General features: G+C 50.5%; 20 protein-coding genes. 12 read left to right on the top strand and 8 right to left on the bottom strand.

Going from position 1 to position 21,484, the window contains the following annotated elements:
- Positions 1–3: 3 nt before the first annotated feature.
- Positions 4–1,134 (bottom strand): glycine cleavage system aminomethyltransferase GcvT, encoded by a 1,131-nt coding sequence (gene gcvT, locus E4L36_RS13000; RefSeq protein ID WP_136680958.1) that lies wholly within the window; start codon positions 1,132–1,134, stop codon positions 4–6.
- Positions 1,135–1,197: 63 nt separating this feature from the next.
- Complete coding sequence (locus E4L36_RS12995) at positions 1,198–2,580, bottom strand: sodium:alanine symporter family protein (protein ID WP_136680957.1); 1,383 nt, start codon at positions 2,578–2,580, stop codon at positions 1,198–1,200.
- Positions 2,581–3,068: 488 nt separating this feature from the next.
- Here E4L36_RS12995 and E4L36_RS12990 point away from each other — a divergent pair, with 488 nt between their 5' ends.
- The 4 genes from E4L36_RS12990 to gcvP all read left to right on the top strand — a co-directional run bounded on the left by E4L36_RS12990 (position 3,069) and on the right by gcvP (position 9,144).
- Positions 3,069–4,454, top strand: a complete 1,386-nt coding sequence (locus tag E4L36_RS12990; protein ID WP_136680956.1) for an L-serine ammonia-lyase — start codon at positions 3,069–3,071, stop codon at positions 4,452–4,454.
- 21 nt (positions 4,455–4,475) lie between these two features.
- Positions 4,476–5,777, top strand: coding sequence for a serine hydroxymethyltransferase (gene glyA / locus E4L36_RS12985; protein WP_127692371.1), 1,302 nt, complete (start codon positions 4,476–4,478; stop codon positions 5,775–5,777).
- Between the two features lie 80 nt (positions 5,778–5,857).
- On the top strand, positions 5,858–6,244 hold the full coding sequence (gene gcvH, locus E4L36_RS12980; RefSeq protein ID WP_127692372.1) for a glycine cleavage system protein GcvH: 387 nt from the start codon (positions 5,858–5,860) through the stop codon (positions 6,242–6,244).
- A 14-nt stretch (positions 6,245–6,258) separates the two neighbouring features.
- Positions 6,259–9,144 carry an aminomethyl-transferring glycine dehydrogenase gene (gene gcvP / locus E4L36_RS12975; protein WP_136680955.1) on the top strand — a complete coding sequence of 962 codons (2,886 nt, stop codon included), beginning with the start codon at positions 6,259–6,261 and terminating at the stop codon, positions 9,142–9,144.
- Positions 9,145–9,223: 79 nt separating this feature from the next.
- Here gcvP and E4L36_RS12970 read toward each other — a convergent pair whose 3' ends face one another.
- Positions 9,224–10,132 (bottom strand): DMT family transporter, encoded by a 909-nt coding sequence (locus E4L36_RS12970; RefSeq protein WP_136680954.1) that lies wholly within the window; start codon positions 10,130–10,132, stop codon positions 9,224–9,226.
- A 305-nt stretch (positions 10,133–10,437) separates the two neighbouring features.
- On the opposite strand from E4L36_RS12970, the gene E4L36_RS12965 reads away from it, so the two are divergent.
- Positions 10,438–11,295, top strand: coding sequence for a LysR family transcriptional regulator (locus tag E4L36_RS12965; RefSeq protein ID WP_127692375.1), 858 nt, complete (start codon positions 10,438–10,440; stop codon positions 11,293–11,295).
- 236 nt (positions 11,296–11,531) lie between these two features.
- Here the strand turns inward: E4L36_RS12965 and E4L36_RS12960 are convergent, their stop codons facing one another.
- Entirely contained in the window at positions 11,532–13,151 is a 1,620-nt protein-coding gene (locus E4L36_RS12960; RefSeq protein WP_206052582.1) for a BCCT family transporter, read from the bottom strand.
- A gap of 678 nt (positions 13,152–13,829) precedes the next feature.
- Here E4L36_RS12960 and E4L36_RS12955 point away from each other — a divergent pair.
- From E4L36_RS12955 to E4L36_RS12930, 6 genes are all read left to right on the top strand, one after another.
- A complete protein-coding gene (locus tag E4L36_RS12955; RefSeq protein WP_127692376.1) occupies positions 13,830–14,954 on the top strand; it encodes an aromatic ring-hydroxylating dioxygenase subunit alpha in 1,125 nt (374 codons plus the stop codon).
- Between the two features lie 106 nt (positions 14,955–15,060).
- A complete protein-coding gene (gene gloA, locus E4L36_RS12950; protein WP_136680953.1) occupies positions 15,061–15,483 on the top strand; it encodes a lactoylglutathione lyase in 423 nt (140 codons plus the stop codon).
- Positions 15,484–15,532: 49 nt separating this feature from the next.
- Positions 15,533–15,919 carry a cupin domain-containing protein gene (locus tag E4L36_RS12945; protein WP_127692378.1) on the top strand — a complete coding sequence of 129 codons (387 nt, stop codon included), beginning with the start codon at positions 15,533–15,535 and terminating at the stop codon, positions 15,917–15,919.
- A 100-nt stretch (positions 15,920–16,019) separates the two neighbouring features.
- Positions 16,020–16,973 carry a PDR/VanB family oxidoreductase gene (locus tag E4L36_RS12940; protein WP_136680952.1) on the top strand — a complete coding sequence of 318 codons (954 nt, stop codon included), beginning with the start codon at positions 16,020–16,022 and terminating at the stop codon, positions 16,971–16,973.
- Between the two features lie 30 nt (positions 16,974–17,003).
- Complete coding sequence (gloB, locus tag E4L36_RS12935) at positions 17,004–17,798, top strand: hydroxyacylglutathione hydrolase (protein ID WP_136680951.1); 795 nt, start codon at positions 17,004–17,006, stop codon at positions 17,796–17,798.
- A gap of 14 nt (positions 17,799–17,812) precedes the next feature.
- Complete coding sequence (locus tag E4L36_RS12930) at positions 17,813–18,634, top strand: helix-turn-helix domain-containing protein (RefSeq protein ID WP_136680950.1); 822 nt, start codon at positions 17,813–17,815, stop codon at positions 18,632–18,634.
- Positions 18,635–18,644: 10 nt separating this feature from the next.
- Here E4L36_RS12930 and E4L36_RS12925 read toward each other — a convergent pair whose 3' ends face one another.
- From E4L36_RS12925 to E4L36_RS12915, 4 genes are all read right to left on the bottom strand, one after another.
- Positions 18,645–19,526 (bottom strand): DMT family transporter, encoded by an 882-nt coding sequence (locus E4L36_RS12925; protein WP_136680949.1) that lies wholly within the window; start codon positions 19,524–19,526, stop codon positions 18,645–18,647.
- 105 nt (positions 19,527–19,631) lie between these two features.
- Positions 19,632–19,916 carry a helix-turn-helix transcriptional regulator gene (locus E4L36_RS12920; RefSeq protein ID WP_240770723.1) on the bottom strand — a complete coding sequence of 95 codons (285 nt, stop codon included), beginning with the start codon at positions 19,914–19,916 and terminating at the stop codon, positions 19,632–19,634.
- 331 nt (positions 19,917–20,247) lie between these two features.
- Entirely contained in the window at positions 20,248–20,421 is a 174-nt protein-coding gene (locus E4L36_RS17845) for a hypothetical protein (protein ID WP_164846981.1), read from the bottom strand.
- Positions 20,422–20,468: 47 nt separating this feature from the next.
- Positions 20,469–21,089, bottom strand: coding sequence for a YigZ family protein (locus E4L36_RS12915; RefSeq protein WP_136680948.1), 621 nt, complete (start codon positions 21,087–21,089; stop codon positions 20,469–20,471).
- A 150-nt stretch (positions 21,090–21,239) separates the two neighbouring features.
- On the opposite strand from E4L36_RS12915, the gene E4L36_RS12910 reads away from it, so the two are divergent.
- Positions 21,240–21,473, top strand: a complete 234-nt coding sequence (locus E4L36_RS12910) for a DUF2789 domain-containing protein (RefSeq protein WP_136680947.1) — start codon at positions 21,240–21,242, stop codon at positions 21,471–21,473.
- Positions 21,474–21,484: the final 11 nt, after the last annotated feature.

Genomic DNA, 21,484 nt, shown 5'->3' with positions numbered 1-21,484 from the left:
TAATTAACCGCGATAGTAGCGCTGCTCAACGAATGGCATACGAGAAACCGTCATCGGTACTTGCTTACCACGCACCACTGCAAACACTTCGCTGTCTAGCGCAGCAAACTCTTTAGTGACATAACCCATGGCTACAGGCACGCCTGCGCTTGGGCCCAATGTACCGCTGGTAACGGTACCGATGTTGTTACCGTCAGCGTCTACTAGTTCCGTTCCTTCACGGACCGGTGCTTTACCAGAGCTCACTAAGCCAACACGCTTGGTCTCCCAGTTTTTCTCTGCGATCTGCTCAAGAATCTTTTCAGCGCCAGGGAAACCACCTGCGCGCTCACCGTCTGCACGGCGTACTTTTGAGATCGCCCAGATCAGTGAACCTTCGATCGGTGTCGTTGTTTGGTTAAGGTCGTGGCCGTATAAGCAAAGGCCTGATTCCAAACGTAAAGAGTCACGCGCGCCAAGGCCAATTGCCTCGATTTCTGGTTGTTCCAAGAACAAGCGACACAGGCGCTCAGCTTGGTCCGCTGGGATAGAGATTTCGAAACCGTCTTCGCCGGTGTAACCTGAGCGGGATACGAAGCACTCAACGCCATCGATCTCCATAATGCGAGAATCCATGAACACCATGTCGCTAACCGCAGGTTGAATGCGAGCCACCGCTGCTGCGGCAGTAGGGCCTTGAATGGCAACCAGTGCGCGATCATCCAATACCTCAAGAGCAACATCGTCACCTAAGTTAGCGCGCATGTGAGCGATATCCTGCTCTTTGCAAGCCGCGTTCACGACAACATAGATCCAGTCGCCGTAGTTAGTGACCATAAGGTCGTCCATGATGCCGCCTTGTTCGTTAGTGAACAGAGCGTAACGCTGTTTGCCTGCAGGCAGGTCGATGATGTCAACAGGGACCAGTTTCTCAAGCGCAGCGGTAGCATTGGCACCGGTTAGCTTGATCTGACCCATGTGGGAAACGTCAAAGAGGCCAGCTTGATCTCGTGTTTGAAGGTGCTCTTTTTTAACGCCCAGTGGGTACTGGACCGGCATTTCGTAGCCAGCGAATGGCACCATTTTTGCGCCAAGCTCGACATGCAGGTCAAACAGAGGGGTTTTCAACAAATTTTCTGTTTGATTCTCAGCCATTTATTCTCTCCAACGTTTTGTTGATAAGGTGGGGCGCAAGCGCCCCGATCATATAGATGTCAGTTACTTCTCTTGCGTTGCCTGCTCAGGTGCAGACTCTTGGCGGTTGAAGTACTCACGTGTAAGTTTGAAAACAACTGGGCTCAAAAGTGCCAGTGCGATCAAGTTTGGAAGGGCCATCATCGCGTTTAGCGTGTCCGCAACCAACCAGATGAAGTCTAGGCTGACACCTGCACCCACCGGTACGGCAGCGATCCAAAGAATACGGTAAGGGATGATCGCCTTCACACCGAATAGGAACTCGATGCAGCGCTCACCATAGAAAGACCAACCAATAATTGTTGTGAAAGCAAAGATTGCGAGAGCAATCGCTACTAGGTAGTTACCCACACCTGGGAGCGCTTCTGCAAAGGCTGCAGATGTCAGTGCAGCACCTGAAACACCCGATGTCCATTCACCTGATGTGATGATAACGAGACCTGTAATAGAACAGATGATGATGGTATCGATGAACGTACCCAGCATCGCTACAAGGCCCTGACGAACAGGATCTTTGGTTTGTGCCGCTGCGTGAGCAATTGGCGCAGAACCCAGACCCGCTTCGTTTGAGAAAACACCACGTGCTACACCGAAACGGATAGCAGCCCAAACAGCCGCACCTGCGAAGCCACCTTCAGCCGCTGTAGGTGTGAATGCGTGAGTAAAAACCAGATCCAGTGCTGCTGGGATCGCGTCAGCATTGATAGCCAGTACCACAATACCAGCGCTGAGGTATGCGATAGCCATCAAAGGTACTAAAGCACCGGCTACGTTACCAATACGCTTGATACCACCGATCAATACCGCACCTACCAGCACGGTCAGAATACCGCCTGTCACCCAAACGTTTAGACCGAAGTTAGCTTGCAGTACATCAGCGACAGAGTTTGACTGTACTGTGTTACCGATACCGAATGCCGCAACAGCACCAAAGATTGCGAATGCTGTACCCAGCCACGTCCACTTCGAGCCTAGACCGTTTTTGATGTAGTACATAGGACCACCGACGTGGTTGCCATGCTCATCAACTTCGCGGTACTTCACTGCGAGGACAGCCTCGGAGAACTTAGTCGCCATACCAACGAGCGCTGTACACCACATCCAGAAAAGGGCACCAGGGCCACCTAGGAATACGGCAGTAGCAACACCTGCGATGTTACCCGTACCTACCGTTGCTGATAGGGCCGTCATCAGGGCTTGGAAAGGTGAGATTTCACCTTCGTTCTCCTCACCTTGCTTAGATTTACGACCTTCAAATAGCAGTTGAAAGCCTTTACCAAGCTTGAGGATAGGCATTAGGCGTAGTCCGAGCATCAAGAACAGACCAACACCGAGAATTAAGACGAGCATCATGGGGCCCCATACGATCCCATTGATCTCGCCGATAATTGCGGAAAGCGTTTCCATTATTGTGAACCTCTCGTATTTATTTTTATTGTTTGCTGATGGATCAGCAGATCTAACTATTGGTATGTTTACTCTGCTTGTAATCAAGTAGAATAAGTTTCCAATGCGAAACAAATTATATGATCAATTAACTTGTTTCAACACTTTTGAGAAAAAAGAGCGGTGCTCTGGTGGATAAGAGAACCGAGGCTGTATTGTGCAGGCGCAGCAGCTATCGCTAAAACAGTTGCATAATCAGGAAGATAGGGTTGGTTAAAAAATAACCATGTTTCCTATAGGAAATTTTCTTTGATTTTGTGAAACCTTGTTGATAGTCTAAGTTCCAATGTTAAGAGGTTAAGACCGGCTCATACGGGGAGGGGAGGGTGTCCCTCACCGCGAACATGCTAATCGTAACGCGACCCTAATCCGGCTAGAGAGACGTTTTTGTCTTGCTGTTTAGCGAGTAAGAAGGCAAAAGCCATAATAATAAGATTGGAGATGGCGCTATGGCGTTAAGTATTTTTGACCTATTTAAGATAGGCATTGGTCCATCATCTTCCCACACGGTAGGCCCCATGGTGGCATCTAACCGTTTCCTAGAAGAGCTCGATCAAAAAGCGCTGTTTGAACAGGTAGCGACTGTAAAAGTGGGCCTGTATGGCTCGCTCGCGATGACAGGCCACGGCCACGCAACTGATGTTGCAACGATGGTTGGCTTGTTGGGTGAGAAACCAGATTTGGTGGATCCAGATAAAGTTGCCTCCTATATAGAAGAGATCGAAACATCGGGCGAGCTGTGGCTTGGCCGTCGTAAGCGTATCCCCTTTATTAAAGACGAACACCTTCCTTTCCACTTTGGCGCACTGTTGCCAAAGCATCCTAATGGTATGCGCTTCCAAGCATACGATGCGGCCGGCGTCATCTTGCTTGACTCTATCTACTACTCAGTAGGTGGCGGCTTTGTGTTGAGCGATGCTGAAGCGGATGACCAAGGCAAACCCGGTGCTGCACCGACCGTTCAACTGCAATACCCGTTCGAAAACGGTGTAGAGCTGCTCGAATTTGCTGAGCAAGATGGCATCACGATTGCTGATGTGGTGATGCGCAACGAGCGCGCATGGCACAGCGAACAGGAGATTCATGATGGCATCCTGCGCATTTGGGATGTGATGAACGGCTGCATCGAGCGTGGCTGTCAGCAAACCGGTCTACTGCCGGGCGGGCTGAAGATTAAGCGCCGTGCCCATGATCTCCGTAAAGAGCTGGTGGATAAGCCAGAGGCTGGCCTGAAAGATCAGCTCACCGTGATGGATTGGATCAACTTATATGCAATGGCGGTGAATGAAGAGAACGCAGCAGGTGGCCGCGTGGTCACTGCACCGACAAACGGTGCCGCTGGTGTTATCCCTGCCGTGCTTGCTTACTACGTGCGCTTTATTCCAAACAGTAGCGAGCAAGGTATCAAGACCTTCCTAGCGACGGCGGCGGCTATTGGCATGTTGTACAAAAAGAACGCGTCTATCTCGGCAGCAGAAGTGGGCTGTCAGGGCGAAATTGGCGTTGCATGTTCGATGGCAGCGGGTGCCTTGTGTGCGGTGTTGGGCGGTTCAAATCTGCAGATCGAGAACGCCGCCGAGATCGGTATGGAGCATAACTTAGGGCTGACATGTGACCCCATTGGCGGCTTGGTGCAAGTGCCGTGTATCGAACGTAACACGATGGGAGCGGTGAAAGCGATCAACGCTGCGCGCCTATCACTGCGCGGTAGCGGAGAGCACCATGTGTCGCTCGATAGTGTGATCGAGACCATGCACCAAACCGGTTTGGACATGCAAGACAAATACAAAGAGACGTCAACAGGCGGATTAGCCGTCAATGTCGTTGCCTGCTAATCAATCAAAAGAGAATAAGAAATGAGTATGAGTGATCAGTATAGCGATTCTATTTACGCGGACTTTTTTACCCAATCGTTGGATCAGCGTGACAGCGCGGTTCAAGATGCCATTACAGAAGAGTTTGAGCGCCAGGATAGCCAAATCGAGCTTATTGCATCTGAGAACATTGTTTCTAAAGCGGTGATGCAGGCACAGGGCACGGTTCTAACTAACAAATATGCAGAGGGTTACTCTGGCCGTCGTTACTACGGTGGTTGCGAGCATGTTGATAAAGTAGAAACACTGGCGATCGAACGTGCGAAGCAGCTGTTTGGCTGCGAGTACATCAATGTTCAGCCACATTCAGGTGCACAGGCGAACGGTGCTGTGTTCATGGCACTGCTGCAACCGGGCGACACGATCTTAGGGATGTCTTTAGATGCAGGCGGCCACCTGACACACGGTGCGCGTCCAGCGCAATCGGGTAAGTGGTTCAACGCTGTACAGTACGGCGTGTCTGAAGAAAATCATCAGATCGATTACGACGCGGTAGAAGCGATTGCCCTTGAGTGTAAGCCAAAGTTGATCATTGCGGGTGGCTCTGCGATCCCACGTGAGATAGACTTCGCCAAATTTCGCGCGATAGCCGATAAAGTGGGCGCGTACTTGATGGTAGATATGGCGCATATTGCAGGTCTTGTGGCTACTGGCGTTCATGCGAGTCCATTCCCACACGCTCATGTAGTGACGACGACTACTCACAAAACTCTGCGTGGTCCACGTGGCGGTATGATCCTGAGTAACGATCTGGATCTGGGGAAGAAGTTTAACTCTGCAGTGTTCCCTGGCTTGCAAGGCGGCCCGCTAATGCACGTGATCGCGGGTAAAGCGGTTGCGTTTGGCGAAGCGCTGCAACCCAACTTTACTGATTACATCAAGCAGGTGGTTAAAAACGCTCAGGCGTTGGCTGAGGTGATGGTGCAGCGCGGTTGTGCCATCGTGACTGGCGGTACTGATACGCACCTGATGCTGGTTGATCTGCGCCCGAAAGGCCTAAAAGGCAACCAAGTAGAAGACGCTCTTGAGCGCGCGGGTATTACCTGCAATAAAAACGGTATTCCATTTGATCCGGAGAAACCCATGGTGACATCGGGTATTCGTCTGGGTACACCCGCGGGCACTACGCGTGGCTTTGGCGAAGAGGAGTTCCGCTTGATCGGTAACCTGATCAATGACGTGCTTGATGGGCTAGTGGAGCAACCAGAAGGTAACGCGGAAGTAGAAGCACGCGTTAAAGCGGAAGTTGAGAGCCTTTGTAAGCGCTTCCCACTGTATCGCTAATTTTAGACAATAAACATATTCACAGGTGTGGGTAGTCATTGCCCACACACCTTACGAATCATAAAGGGTAGGAAAGAACAATGAGCAACGTTCCAGCAAACTTAAAATATGCAGCATCTCACGAGTGGGTTCTGGACAACGGTGACGGCACTGTAACCGTTGGTATCACTGAGCACGCACAAGAGTTGTTGGGTGATGTGGTTTTCGTTGAACTGCCTGAAGTTGGCCGTGCAGTAGAGAAAGGCGAAGAGTTCTCTTTGGTTGAGTCTGTAAAAGCTGCATCCGATATCTACTCACCATTGAGCGGTGAAGTGATCGCGGTGAATGAAGCACTAGAAGATGCGCCAGAAACAATCAACGAATCCGCTTTCGAAGATGGTTGGATTGCAAAGCTGAAAGTTAGCGATGCAGCTGAACTGGAAGACCTGCTGGATGCAGCAGCGTACGAGGCCAACGTAGCAGAATAAGGGGTAACACCAACGTGGAAAAACGTACTCTGAGTGAACTGGAACAAACGCACGACTTTACGCGTCGTCATATCGGTATTCAGCCGGAAGACCAACAAGCTATGTTGGACGAGCTGGGTGCGAGCTCTCTTGAAGCGCTAATCGAAGACACAGTACCTGCATCGATCCGTTTGGATGACGCATTGCAGATGGCTGATTCGGTAACAGAAGTTAACGCATTAGCAGAGCTGAAAGAGAAAGCGGCTAAAAACGTCGTAAACAAGTCTTACATCGGCATGGGCTACCACAACACGCTGGTCCCTAACGTAATTTTGCGCAACGTGATGGAAAACCCAGGCTGGTACACGGCGTATACGCCTTACCAACCTGAGATCGCTCAGGGACGTTTGGAAGCGTTGCTAAACTTCCAGCAGGTTGTGATGGACCTGACGGGTATGGATCTGGCGAACGCTTCTCTTCTAGATGAAGCAACGGCTGCTGCCGAAGCGATGACGCTGTGTAAGCGCTCTAATCGTAAGAAGAGCAACAGCTTCTTTATCGCAGATGATGTACACCCGCAAACCATTGACGTCATCAAAACACGCGCCGAGTACTTCGGTTTTGAAATCATCGTTGCGCCTGTTGCTGAGCTTGATCAGCACGACGTATTCGGTGTTCAGCTGCAGTACCCAGGCACATTCGGTGATATCTCTGATATCAAAGCGATCATCGACCAAGCCAAAGCGCAGAAAGCGATGGTGTCTGTAGCGACTGACCCACTGGCGTTGGTGCTAATGAAATCACCAGGTTCATTGGGCGCTGATGTTGTGCTTGGCTCCGCACAGCGCTTCGGTGTACCGATGGGCTTTGGTGGTCCACACGCGGCATTCTTCGCATCAAGCGATAAACTGAAGCGCTCGGTGCCTGGCCGTATTATCGGTGTTTCCAAAGATGTTCGCGGTAACCAAGCTCTGCGTATGGCGATGCAAACACGTGAGCAACATATCCGCCGTGATAAAGCCACGTCAAACATCTGTACAGCGCAAGCGTTGCTAGCCAACATGTCGAGCTTCTATGCGGTTTATCACGGCCCAGAAGGTCTGAAAACGATCGCTGAACGTGTTCACCGTCTCACGGCGATTCTGGCTCAAGGTTTGGCGTCTAAGGGCTTAAGCTCTAACGACACTTACTTTGACACCATCACGGTTAACGTTGGCGCAGACCAAGAAGCGATCTATCAGCGCGCGTTGGATGCCGGTTGCAACCTGCGTAAAGTGGGCGACAACCGCCTAGGCGTTGCGTTGGATGAAACGACGCAAGCGGCGGACGTGGAACAACTGTTCGCAGTCTTCCTAGGTGATGATCACGGTGTTGATCTGCAAGCACTCGATGCAGCTATTACTGCAGGCGCAGCCACTGGCTTATCTGCTGATGTGCGCCGTGATGACGCCATCTTGTCGCACCCAGTATTCAACAGCTATCACTCTGAAACTGACATGCTTCGCTACATGAAGAAGCTAGAGAACAAAGATTACTCTTTAGCACACGGCATGATCCCACTGGGTTCATGTACGATGAAGCTGAACGCGACAGCAGAGATGATCCCAGTAACATGGCCTGAGTTTGCCAACATGCACCCATTCGCACCTGCGGATCAGGTAGCAGGCTACCACCAGATGCTGGAAGAGCTTGAAGAGCAACTGGTAGAGATTACAGGCTACGATAAGGTATCACTGCAACCTAACTCAGGTGCTTCTGGTGAGTACGCAGGCCTGTTGGCTATTCGTAAGTACCAAGAGTCAATCGGTGAAGGTCACCGTGATGTTTGCTTGATCCCTTCATCAGCGCACGGTACTAACCCAGCGTCGGCTGCGATGATGGATATGAAGATCATCGTTACCAAGTGTGATGAGCAAGGTAATGTAGATCTGGCTGATCTGGCCGAGAAAGCTGAGCAGCACGCTGAGAACCTGTCTTGCTTGATGATCACGTATCCGTCGACTCACGGTGTCTACGAAGAAGATATCGTTGAGATCTGCGAAGTGATCCATAAGTTCGGTGGCCAAGTCTACATGGACGGCGCCAACATGAACGCGCAGGTTGGTATCTCTAAGCCGGGCTTAATCGGTTCTGACGTATCGCACCTTAACTTGCACAAAACGTTCGCTATCCCACACGGTGGCGGTGGTCCTGGTATGGGTCCAATCGGTGTTAAAAGCCACTTGGCGCCATTCTTGGCAAGCCACAAGGTTAGCCCAGTTGATGGCTTGAACCCAGAGAATGGTGCAGTTGCTGCAGCGCCTTTCGGTTCTGCCTCTATCTTGCCGATCACGTGGATGTACAACCGCATGTTAGGTAAGTCTGGCCTGAAAGCATCGACGCAGAATGCGATCTTGGGTGCTAACTACCTGACTGAAAAACTCAGCGCGCACTACCCGATTCTGTATCGCGGCCGTAACAACAAAGTGGCTCACGAATGTATCGTTGATATTCGTCCACTGAAAGAAGCGTCTGGCGTTACAGAAGAAGATATTGCTAAGCGTCTGATGGACTACGGTTTCCACGCGCCGACAATGTCGTTCCCAGTGGCAGGCACGTTGATGATTGAGCCGACTGAGTCTGAGTCAAAAGTTGAGCTGGATCGCTTTATCGAAGCGATGGTTAAGATCCGCGCTGAGGTAGAACGTGTGCAGAATGGCGAATGGCCAGCGGACAACAACCCGCTGTTCAATGCGCCGCATACGCTGGCAGATATCACCAATGCATGGGATCGCCCTTACTCTGTAGAGGAAGCGGTATTCCCAACGGCAGCAACGCGTGATAGCAAGTTCTGGCCAACCGTAAACCGCGTAGATAACGTGTACGGTGACCGTAACTTCATCTGCTCTTGCCCTGGCATCGAAGCCTACCAAGAAGACTAATGTTTGGTTGTTAACCAGCAATTTAAAAAGCCGCTCATTGAGCGGCTTTTTTGTTTATGTCGGCACTAAAGAAACGGTATCAAAGCTGCTGCGCTTTGGATGCAGTACGTCGGGCACCTAGCCAAGAGAATGAAAGCTGCGATACGACAACCCCCGTTAACATCAACAAGCAGCCAAGCAGTTCTCGTGAACTCAGCTGCTCATTCAACCATAACCAGCCACCAGCGGCTGCGAACACAGCCTCAAGGCTCATGATAATTGCAGCATGCGATGCTGGTGCTGATTTTTGCCCAATAACCTGAAGTGTATGGCCGATACCCACCGTGAGCACACCCGCAAACAATAGTGGTTGCCATGCGGCAATCATATTGGTGATGGCGAGTTCATCGCTCTCAAATAGCAGTGCGCCTGCCAGCGACAGGAGACCACAGAAAAGAAACTGCATAAGGGAGAGTGTTAGGTTATCAAACTGCTTAGCTATTTTTGCGATCAGAATAACATGACCTGCCCAAAACGCAGCACCGACCAACACTAGTGCATCGCCTGGGTTGATGGTGAATCTATCGCCTACGCTCAAAAGGTACAGTCCAATTGCGGCAAATGCGGCACCAATCCAAGTGTTTTTGCCGGTCTTTTGCGCAAATGCCAGCCCGAAAATAGGGACCAACACAATATACATGCTGGTGATAAAGCCGGCGTTTCCGGCCGTCGTATACTGCAAACCCGCTTGTTGCAGTGATGCGCCCATAAAGAGGATAAAGCCAGCCGCCCCGCTTGCTAAGAGCAGCGGTCGATCAAAAATGCTCAGCATGCGGCGGCTTAGCAACAGTAACGGCAGCAGTGTGAGTGCCCCCAAGAGAAAACGCCCTGCATTGAAACCCAGTGGCCCGAGATACTCTAAGCCCATACTTTGAGCGACCAACGATGCGCCCCATACTGCTGCTACTACTAAGAGTATCAGGTCACTTTTTATATTTTTTTCGTGCATGTTTGTCACCCTGATTCGTGAAGAAAGGGCCAGTGTAACGATGCGCAATTCGCGCCACGAATCAAATATCTCATGGGTCATTAGGCGGGCTAAACTTGCCTAAAAGCGACGTAATGCGGCGTTCGCAAGAGAATTGTGTCGATTTTAATTAGATTTAGAAAAATGCCGTATTCAACCAGTACAAGCTGTGATATTAGTTGAGCTCATAGATGTGTTGGTGCGGCGCTGCTTCAACCAATACGCGGGAAAATAATAACAAGCACCTCTCTTGAGGTACCCAACGACAATGAACCGGGGTGATACATATGTTGTTACCTTTTAAGTCACTATTAGTGTTTGAGGCTGTAACAAGGAATTGCAGCTTTACCAAAGCGGCAGAAGAGTTGAACGTCACGCAATCTGCCATTAGCCATCAAGTGAAAAATCTCGAAGAGTTCTTTTCGATCAAGCTGCTTGATCGCTCGGGGCCTGTGATCGCTTTGACTGAAGAGGGGCAGATACTTTATCAAGACCTCTCCGAGGCGATGAGCCTAGTCAGGCGTGGTGTGGGACGCGTAAAAGCAAAGACCGCTATCAGCCCAATCGGGATCTCCGTACGGCCACACTTTGCGATGAAGTGGTTATCGCCGCGCCTGAGCGGGACGCAATTTGGCTTTGATTTTCGCTTCTACCATAGCAATAGTGCTGCTGACTTTAGCGACTCGGATATCCACTTATCGATTGAGTGGCTGCACGTTAGCCAAGTGCCTAGCAATGCACATCTGCTGGTTGAGGGGCGTTTAACGCCAGCCTGCCATCCAGATCTTTTGGAGGGGCTCGAGGATACCCAATCGCCTGCGCTGCTAGAACGTTTCGCGCTGCTCCACGAGACCGATGCCACCAGTTGGCGTGAGTGGTTAACCATGGTTGGACACTCGGAATTGCAGCCACTGCGCAACGAGTATTACAGCGATACCAATGTGCGCCAGCAAGCGGCTATTGAAAAGCTGGGCTTTGCATTGGTTTGCCCTGAGTTGGTGGCGGAGGATATTCGTAAAGGGCGTTTAGTCTGCCCATTTCGGCATAATCTTCCCAGCTATAGCTACTATCTGATCGTGCCGGATGACCGGATGAACATCAGTAAAGTGCGCACCTTCGTAAGCTGGTTAAAAGAGCAGGTATAGCACGCTTTTAACAGTTTCCTTCTAGCGCCTTGATGCAGGTAGCGATGCTTGTGTCAGGGCGTTTATGTTTATACACCGTGATTCCAAAACCGCTGCTGAGGGCTGTAACAGGGAGTGGCAAAGTAGGTTCTCGAGAGGCGCTGGGCCAGCAAACCGCAGGGTTTTTTCGGTGCAGTGAAGAGAGAGGAAAAATAAAAAAAGAGGCGTGTTAACGCCTCTTTGTAGGGGGGGCTTACTTAACTGGTAGCAGACACCTCTGCGTTAGCAGGGCCCTCTTCATCTTGGCTATCGGTATCCGCGACGGGAGCCGACTGATACTCCGGGTTCGAGATCATCGAGCTTAGCAAGCCAACAATCATCATAATCATAACGATAGAGAACGGGAGTGCCGCGGCGATTGAAGCGGCTTGTAACGCTTTTAGGCCGCCCGCAAGTAGCAGAACAGCGGCAACGGCACCCACACCGACGCCCCATACGATACGGAAACGCGCTGGTGGGTTTTCATTACCCATTGATAGTAGCGTACAGATGACGAGCGTGCCTGAGTCTGCCGAGGTCACAAACCACGTCAGAATCATCAGAGTGGCTAGCGCTGCCATTGCCCATGTTGCCCACTCAACATTCAGTGCTTCAAGGGTGACATAAAGCGCTGTTGTCAGGTCGTTGTTAACAGCATCGACGATGCCACCGTTGCCGTAGAGCTCCATATGTAGCGCAGTGCCACCAAAGAGCGATAGCCAAAGGAAGCTCACCAAACAAGGCACTAAGATAACGCCAAGCAGGAATTCGCGCACGGTACGTCCGCGCGAAATACGGGCGATAAACATGCCCACAAACGGTGCCCATGAGATATACCAACCCCAATAGAATACTGTCCACCATCCTTGCCATTGGCTCTCTGGGTTCGGGTCGGTCCAGAAGCCCATTGGAATCATATTCCATAGATAGTCGCCCACGCTGGTAACGTAGAAACCAAGCAGGTACACGGTTGGCCCTGCAAATAGGAAGAAAGCAAACAGTACTGTTGTTAGTTTGATATTGAGTTCACTGAGGATCCGAATCCCCTTAGCAACGCCGGAAACAGCCGAGAAAGTTGCCGCAACTGAGATCACCAAGATCAGGACAACTTGGTTGATGACAGAGATCTCCAAGCCGAATAGGTAGTTAAGACCCGCGTTCATTTGAGCTACGCCCAAACCTAACGATGTCGCGACACCAAAGATGGTTGCAAAGACACCTAGTAGGTCAACCGCATGGCCCGTTGGTCCGTAAATGCGATCGCCAAGTAGTGGGTAGAGAGCAGAGCGTATGGTTAACGGCAAACCCTTACGGAAAGCAAAGTAAGCCATTGCCAAGCCAGCGACCGCATAGATAGCCCATCCATGGAAACCCCAGTGGAAGAAGGAGATACGCATAGCAACCTGCGCGGCTTCCGCAGACTTCGCCTCAACACCCGCCATGGTGATAAAGGGGTTGCCTTGGAAGTGGTAGATGGGCTCAGCGATACTCCAAAATAGCATCGCGATCCCCATGCCGGCGCCAAATAGCATGGCAAACCAAGAGAAGAAGCTAAACTCCGGTTTCTCTTCGTCGGCACCTAGGCGCAAGTTACCTAGCCGTCCGAATGTTAACCATGTACAGAGGAAGAAAAATCCACAAACAAGACTGACGTAATACCAGTTTAGCGTGGTTTGTATCCAGTTCTTGATGTCAGCATAGATACCCCCGGCAAAGTCGACATTGATAATAGTGAACACCAAAAAGGCGACCACCATACCTTTTGCCAACAATCCCATCGCGGGGTTTATACCGGAGAAGATTCCGGCTTTGGCTATATTGGTTTTATTGTTATTCATGATCTCTCCCGGTTCAGGTGAGATAGGTCCAGTTGCGAGTCAACGCTTGAGCTTTCGTGCGGAGCTGTTCGCAATTGCGCATCTGGACGTCATCTCTCTGATTACCGCTCTTTTTATTTTTGGATTAATCGAGAAAAGAGACGTTGATCACCGCTTAGCGACTGCTAACTGATGTCTCTATCTGATCACGTAAGCCAACTACGATCCGACCAGAGCGTTTAAGTTAACCGCTCGTAAAACGTTCGCCTAATTCAAAAACCGCAACCGTCATTAGGAAAACTCATGGCGTCTATTTTATCGGGGTTTAGTCATAACGCGTTATGAGAAGCTCTGCGGTGCATAACTTTGGTTAAGGTTATCGAATTGGCTTTTAAATTATTTAAAATCAATAGCTTATGTGGTTTTTTGTGTGATGTAGGAGCTGTGTAGATCGGTGCCTCATTAGCTCAGCTCATGACCTTTGTGATTTTTCAATTGGTCGGGCGCCATTATCGATTGCTAGATTTCGTCTCAGCCAACTACGACTCCGTGCCGTGCCATTGCGGCAAACGGTGTTGTACGACAAGAACACATCGTTATTTGACAGTACGCCTGCAGCAGCAAGCGACGAACACCAACAAGAATAAGTAAAGCGATAGCAAACCTTACGAGCTATCGCGAATGGTTCGGAGAAAAATAATGAGCCTTATAGCTACAGATAAAGTCGGCAACTTAGACGCATTTAATGAGTCAGGTGCAGTTAAACGCGGTCTGCCCCCATTTGCATATACCTCGGAACAGTTTTGGGAAGCTGAGAAAAACGAACTGTTTCCAAGCTCGTGGGTTCTGGTTGGTTTCGCCCATGAGATGGATAAGCCAGGCGATGCCATGCCCGTTAACGTGGGCGATAACCCGATTGTGCTGGTGCGTAACCGAGATAACACCATCAAAGCGTTTCACAATGTCTGTCGTCACCGCTGCCTGAAGCTGGTGGACAAAGCGCAGAACGTGGGCCGGATGCTGAAATGCCCCTACCACGCGTGGGCATATGGCCTAGACGGCGAGCTACGTACGACGCCTTATTTTGGTGGTGAGGATCCACAATCTGTGCCGGAAGGGTTCGATCCCAAAGAGCATGGATTAAAAGAGGTCAACTGTGCGGTTTGGTACGACTGGATCTTCGTGAATGTCAGTGGCGATGCTCAGCCATTTGAAACCTTCATTGAGCCGGTAAAGAGCCGCCTTGAAGGGCTGGACTTTGATCAGGCTAAGCTGGTGGGGGTGATTGACCTAGGGGTGATCGATACCAACTGGAAATTCCTTATGGAGAACTTTATCGAGCCTTATCACGTGCAATTTGTGCACTCCAGCACCACAGATCAGCCGCTAGTTGACCATTACACGGTTAACGATGGCCATTGCCAAGGCAGCGCTGTTGATCTGGATGAAACTGATGAAGGGGGAGATGGCAGTGGCGATACGCTTGCAGTGAGTTCGCGCTACTTAACGCTGTTCCCGACCTTTGTTTTCGGCCGCTACTTCCCCGACCAGATGGGAGTGCACCTAAACATCCCACTTGGCCCGAATAAAACGCTGCAACGCCGCGCCATCTACATGACTGATGGCACCGAGCTTGATGCAGAGAGTGCAGAAAAACTCAAACAGTTATGGGTGGACGTGCATAAAGAGGATCACGAAATGTGTATCCGTCTGCAAGAGGGGCGCAAGTCGGTTGTGGCACAGAGCGGTGGTGTGTTGTCTCCGCATTGGGAAGATAGTGTGCGCAACTTCCAAGAGCAGGTAGTTGCTGCGGTCAGCGAGTAACGCCTCAAACTAAGCCAAAAAACGATAACAAGCCGGTGTCTACACCGGCGTGCCCTAACGTGTCTGTTAGGGCTGATTCACAGACTATTTTGACAAGGGTGAGCTTATGTCTACAGAGAATCCAATCAAATTCCGTCTTGATCACACCATGATTCGTGTGGTGGATCTGGATAAATCGCTCGACTTCTATACCCGTCTGATGGGCATGAAAGTACTGCGCCACAACGAATATCCGGGAGGTCGTTTCACTAACGTTTTCATCGGCTACGGCCCAGAAAACGAAACCACCACCATTGAGTTAACGCACAACTGGGATCAGACCGAGCCTTATGACAAAGGCAAGGGATACGGCCATCTAGCGTTTAATGTTGCGAGTGTGGTTGATGCGATGGCCTTCCTTGAGAGTGAAGGTGTCACCATTCGCAGCCCTGCTAAGCAGATGAACCACGGCACTCGCATGCTGGGCTTTATCGAAGATCCAGATGGCTATGTCATCGAGCTAAACGAGCCAATCAACCAGCCAGCTTAAGAAAACCGTTCTACCTAACAACAAATCTAACAAAGTAAGGAACCAGACTATGCCAACTCCAACATTATTTAAGTTCTCCGATATCGAGCACCGTTACCAAGAGCTACAACCGGGCGGTACCTTCATCAAGCCGTGGGTTAACGTCAAAGTCAGCGAATCGATGGCCGGTGGTGTTAACTTTCTTAACAACATCTCAGTGCCTTGGAACTTGGAAGTTGATGAGATCGTGTTTGTTAAAGAGGGTAACTTCCGTCTCATCGCAGATGGTGTTGCATATCAGTGTTCAGAAGGTGATGTGCTTTACATGCCAAAAGGGATGGATGTTAAGTACGAATGCGATGAAAAATGCATCATTTTCTATGCGGTCTACCCAGTAGATTGGAAGCAAAAGCTGGGCATTACCGAAGTACCGGGCATTGATCCAGAAGATATGTAATTAGGGTTTTATAACCTCACTTAGGGCGGCCGCATTCAGGCTGTAGCGCGCCGCTCCTCTCTTTTTAGTTCCCCTTTTTGATACGCATAGGAGGTCAGTGATGGCATCCCAAAGCATACCCGTACGCGTTGTCACAGCTGAGACAGTCGCTAAAAATATTCGCGCCTACACCTTAGCTCGAGAAGACGGTGAGACCCTTCCAGCATTCGGTGCTGGCGCCCACATTGATGTGTTAACAGACAATGGCCTCACGCGGCAGTATTCGTTATGCGGAGACCCAACCAATACGCAAGAGTACAAGATTGCAGTGCAGTTGGAGGAGCAGGGGCGAGGTGGCTCATCGTGGATTCACGCTAATATCCATACGGCCAGCGAGATACAGATCAACCCACCGCGGAACCATTTTGAACTGGATGAAAGTGCTGACCATTACCTACTGATCGCTGGAGGCATTGGCATCACCCCAATTATGTTGATGGGCCAGAGGCTGCAAGCACTTGGTAAGAACTTCAGCTTCTATTATCTGGCACGCTCCCTCGAGCATGCGGCATTCGCCGAGCAGCTACGCAACACATTTGGTGAGCGGTTGCACTGTTACTTTAGCGATGCAGTGGATGAGCGGCTGAATATAGCAGAGCTGTTTGCGCAGCAGAGCGAAGTCACGGAAATATATACCTGCGGGTCTGAGCATTTGTTGCAAGCAATCTTAGATGCGGCAGAGCCCCACCCCAACCTTACTGTTCACTTTGAGCGTTTTGCAGCGGTTGAGCAGGACAACAGTGACAACACCTCATTTGAAATCGAGCTGGCACGCTCAGGAAAAGTGTTAACTGTATCACCAGACCAAACCATTCTGGAGGTATTACGTGGTGAAGGCTTTACGGTTGAAACCATGTGTGAAGAGGGGCTATGTGGTAGTTGCGAAGTTGACCTGCTATCAGGGGAGGCTGATCACCGCGATAGCGTTCTCAATGAGGCGGAAAAAGCAGAGCAGAGCGTCCTCATGGTTTGTTGCTCGCGTGCTGTAAGCCCACGTTTAAAGCTCGATATTTAGAGCAGTGTTTCACGAATGATGGAAACTAAGATGCAGAGTCCAGATACTGCGGCGTCAACTTCCGCACAGATAGTGCAAGTTGCCTGCTTAAAAGATAACTACTGCTATTTAGTCAATGACGCAGCAACCGGTACGACAATTGTCATCGATACGCCGGATGCTAGCGCCATTGAGCAGCAGTTGGAGCAGCGCGGCTGGTCACTTGATTATATATTGACCACCCACCACCATTGGGACCATATCGATGGTCACGAGGCGCTCGTTGAGCGTTATGGTTGTCAGGTGATTGGCCCAAAAGCGAATCAAGGTCAGATCCCGCTGATGGAGCGGACCGTTGAGCACAACGAGAGCCTTCTGTTGGGGGAGTTAGCCTGCCAAGTATTGGCAACACCGGGCCACACGTTGGGCCATACGGTGTACTACTTCCCAGATTTAGCCGCAGTTTTTACCGGCGATACGCTCTTCTCGATGGGCTGTGGACGGCTGTTCGAGGGTACGGCACAGCAGATGTGGGAGAGTATGCAAACATTGAAGGCGTTGCCAGCGTCTACCCAAGTGTTTTGCGGTCACGAGTACACACAGGCCAATGCCCGTTTTGCGATCAGCCTTGAGCCAGATAATACTGAGCTACAAGCGCGTGTTGCGCAGGTTGCCTTGCTGCGTGAGCGTGGTCTACCAACGGTGCCGACGCTGCTCAGTTTGGAGTTGCAAACCAACCCCTTCTTAAGAGCAGACTTACCTCATTTTAAAGCGACTATCGGTATGTCAGGCCAATCTTCCGAGACTGTATTTACAGAGGTTCGTCGCCGTAAAGACAACTTCTAATAGAAGAGCCTGCTGTGCTAAAACGCGATCAAGACGGCTGCTGCTGGCTCTCATTCCTAGTGCTTCCAGGCTTTAACCTGTGCTGTCTGGAAGCCTCTCTCCTCTATTTAGATCAACTGAATACATTTGCCGAGCAACCGCTCTACCGCTGGGCGCTGCTCTCAGTTGACGATGCCACACCGAATGATGTGAGCGGCCTTGTCGCAACGCATTATCAACACCACGATCCAGACAATCTTGTTGTTTGTGCAGGCCCTGTTGCCGTTGAGTATCGCGATGCTGAGTGGCAACACTGGCTGATACGGCAGCTAACGCGAGGCTGTGTCAGAGAGCTACTGGGTGAAGGGCTGACGAATGGGTTGCCCGCAGAACTCGATATAGGGTTTTGCAATACTTACCAAAGAGACTCCGATTGCCAAAGCGACTCCTCCCATGGTGGTGTGCTTGGGCAGCACCTGCCAGCGTTGCGTTTACTAGGGCTGTATCACCGGGCTTTCCATGCAGAGAATCGAGATGCAAGCAGGCTGCAGAGAGTGGTGGTAGTGATGTGTCAGAATCTAGAAAGGCCGCTCAAAGTGTCTGCCTTGGCAGCGTCGGTGCATATCTCTTTACGCCAGTTGGAACGGATTTTCCATCGCCACGCAGCTATGGCTCCGGGCCGTTATTATCTTAAGCTGCGACTGCTGCTTGCGCGGGATCTGATGCTAGCGACCCCTTTATCCATCTCCCAAGTGGCCACGCGTTGTGGCTTTTCATCGTTGGCGCACTTCTCGCGTTGCTACCGATCCCAGTTTGGGATTGCCCCGAAAAAAGATCGGCTTGCCAATGGAAACTAAGCGCTACCAGCTACGATGCCTGTAGCGCTTTGCATGTCTCCTGTTTTTTCGCCACAACAATGAGCAGAGCGGATGCAAACACCATGGCTGCACCGACTAACTCACTATTGGAGATCAGGCTATCGAGCAGCAACCAGGCTAAGAACAGCGTCATCCCTATCTCGGTGGAAGCGATGACGGAGACATCGCTGGAGCGCTGAATCAAACGCGTTCCGGTGAGTAGAAATACCATCGACATTAAGGTGCACACTAAGCTCAGCCCTACAGCGGCACCTGCGCCAGACCAGCTGTTTGGTAGGGTGGCGTCGGTCCAGAGCATCATGCAAGACAGGCTGGCAGCTGCACCGGTGGTTACCCAGCGCAGCGCATCAAAAGGGGAGTTATGCTTAAGATAGTGATTGCTCAGCATGATGTAGATACCGTAGCTGGCACCTGCCGCTAGCCCCATCATTAAACCGGGCCATGAGCTTATCGTTTCCACTTCCACACTGGTCCATACGCCCATCGCTGCAATACCGACGGCAAGCAGCTTAAGCCACGAGATCGACTCATGCTTTAGCAGCACCGAGAGTAGGAAGATATAGACCGGAAAGAGGAAAAACAGCAGGGTTGTTAACCCGACCGATAAGCTGCGTAAGGCAGAGAAGTAGCAGATTGAGCCAAACGAAAACAACACGCCAATAATGAAAGGGCGATACCAATAGGGTGTCGTTTGGCGAAATAGAAAGAGGTGCAAAAGCACTGCGCTAATTAAAAACCGCAGCCAGATCAGTGTGACAACACTCACATCATCACTGTGGGCGAGGTGCCCAAAAATTGGCTGAAAAGAGAAACACACCGTGGCTAGCAAAACCAAAGCGACGCCTTTCAGGTAGTCTTGATAGGAACTCATTGGCTGATATCTCGATGAAATCACATTCAAGCGAAATTACCGAGCAATCCTGCGCTTTGCCAATGAGGTTTCGTAATCTCACATGAGCTTGGCTAATGCCGAAAGTCACCGGTTGAGCTTACCGGGAGTGGTGCCAAAACGCTTTTTAAATGCCCGCGTAAAATGTGATTGATCACTAAAGCCAACCGCCAGCGCAGTGGTGAAGATGTTCGTCTCTCCTTGGGCGAGCATGGCTTGAGCGCGTTCTAGACGTTTTTCGAGTAGGTGCTGATATGGGGTTTGGCCGGTGAGCTTCTTGAACTCTCTGAGGAAGTAAAATTTGCTACAACCCAACGCAGCGGCCATCTCCTCGACAATGATGGGTTGATCAAGACGGTCATCGATCTGCACGTCGAGAGTTTGCGAATAAGTCTCTCAGCAGGAGACGATACTGGATCTAATGTGGAGAGGGGCTTTCATGGACCACTCAATGTATTCGCTGTTAGCGATCTCAACACCCAACACCGTTAAACCCATAAATAGAAGTCTCTCGGCCGTATAGAGAAGTTACTTCTGCGGGCAGTGTTTGGAAGCAGCGATTGAACCTTGCTATCCAAAGGCCGGAAACAGTCGAAAACCATATCTCTTTTCAACCATGCTATTCTCCAATTTATGCCAAAAGTGCCGGTATGCAGAGAAACACCCGATGTGTTGGGGCGGGAAAGCGCTTTAATAGGTTGCGTTAGCGCTTTTTAGGTTTGCCTTTGCGAAAGATATCAAGCAGGCGCTCTTTGGGTGTGTTTTTCTTATCAGGCAGCACAGTTTCAAAGCGTTGGCGCATCTCATCGAGCCCTTGCTCTTTCTTACGATGTTTGGCCGCTGCCTTTTTATCATTGAAGTCGACAACATTACTCATCTTGTATCCCCCACGTTGGTCACACCTCTATTGTAGCTCGTTGGCACTTAAGACTCATCTTGATGAATGGTGAGTTGGCCGTGGCAGCTTTCTATCAACAGGGCTTTGAGCGGCTCTACTTGGTCTACATCGATACTAATCTCTTGCATTACATCGCTACCGTAATGGCTTTCGATTAGCGTGGCATTTGCACTGTGTAGCACCTTTTCTATATTACTCGATAGCGAGTACGGATAGCTAAAACTGAGCATCGCTTTTGGCTTCACCTCGGCTAATGTGAGTTCAGGTAGTAGCTCTTTAACGCTGGCCGAATATGCGCGTACTAAACCGCCGGTACCCAGCTTAATCCCACCAAAATACCGAGTCACAATCACGCAGATCCCGCCAATGTTCGCGCCATGTAAAACGTTGTACATCGGTCTGCCGGCAGTGCCGCTCGGCTCACCATCGTCACTGTAACCGAAACCGCGGTGATCGCTGGGGTGCTGGCTAATAAACGCACTGCAGTGGTGGTTAGCGCCGGGGTCCGATTCGCGCCATTTTTGGAGGAAGGCTTTCGCTTCGCTCTCATGGCTGATCGGTATAGCTGCCGCGATAAAGCGGCTCTTTTTAATCTCTAGAACGATCTCTGCTGGCGCTTGAGGTTTGAGGTAGGTCAGTTGAGGCAAAACTCATGTATCCATCGCTTGTAATAAAGCTGCTATTTTGAGCGGATAGGCTTTATTCTGTAAATGCTTGAGTTGCCTTTATGGAGCAAAGGCAGGTAAATACGGCATCGTCCGTAACTATAATAACCAAATAACGACGAGGGTAAGGGAATGGACATAGTAAAGCATGATTTCACACATCTTTTTCAGCAGTTAGGTCTTAACGGAGATGCAGCTGCCGTGGAGGCTTTCATCCGCTCCCATCAGCTTGATCATGATGTCTGCTTAGAAGATGCGCCATTCTGGAGTGAAGCTCAGGTGCAGTTTCTGCGCGAGTGTCGCGAGAGCGACGGCGATTGGTCAGAGTTGGTCGACGAGCTTGATGCTTCGCTGCGCTGTGAGTAAAGTAAGCACTC

The organism is Neptunomonas sp. XY-337 (assembly GCF_004959845.1).
In the GTDB taxonomy this organism is placed as follows: Bacteria; Pseudomonadota; Gammaproteobacteria; order Pseudomonadales; family Balneatricaceae; genus Neptunomonas; species Neptunomonas marina.
Note: the sequence above shows the minus strand (reverse complement) of the source record. Positions and strands in the feature narration are given on the sequence as shown.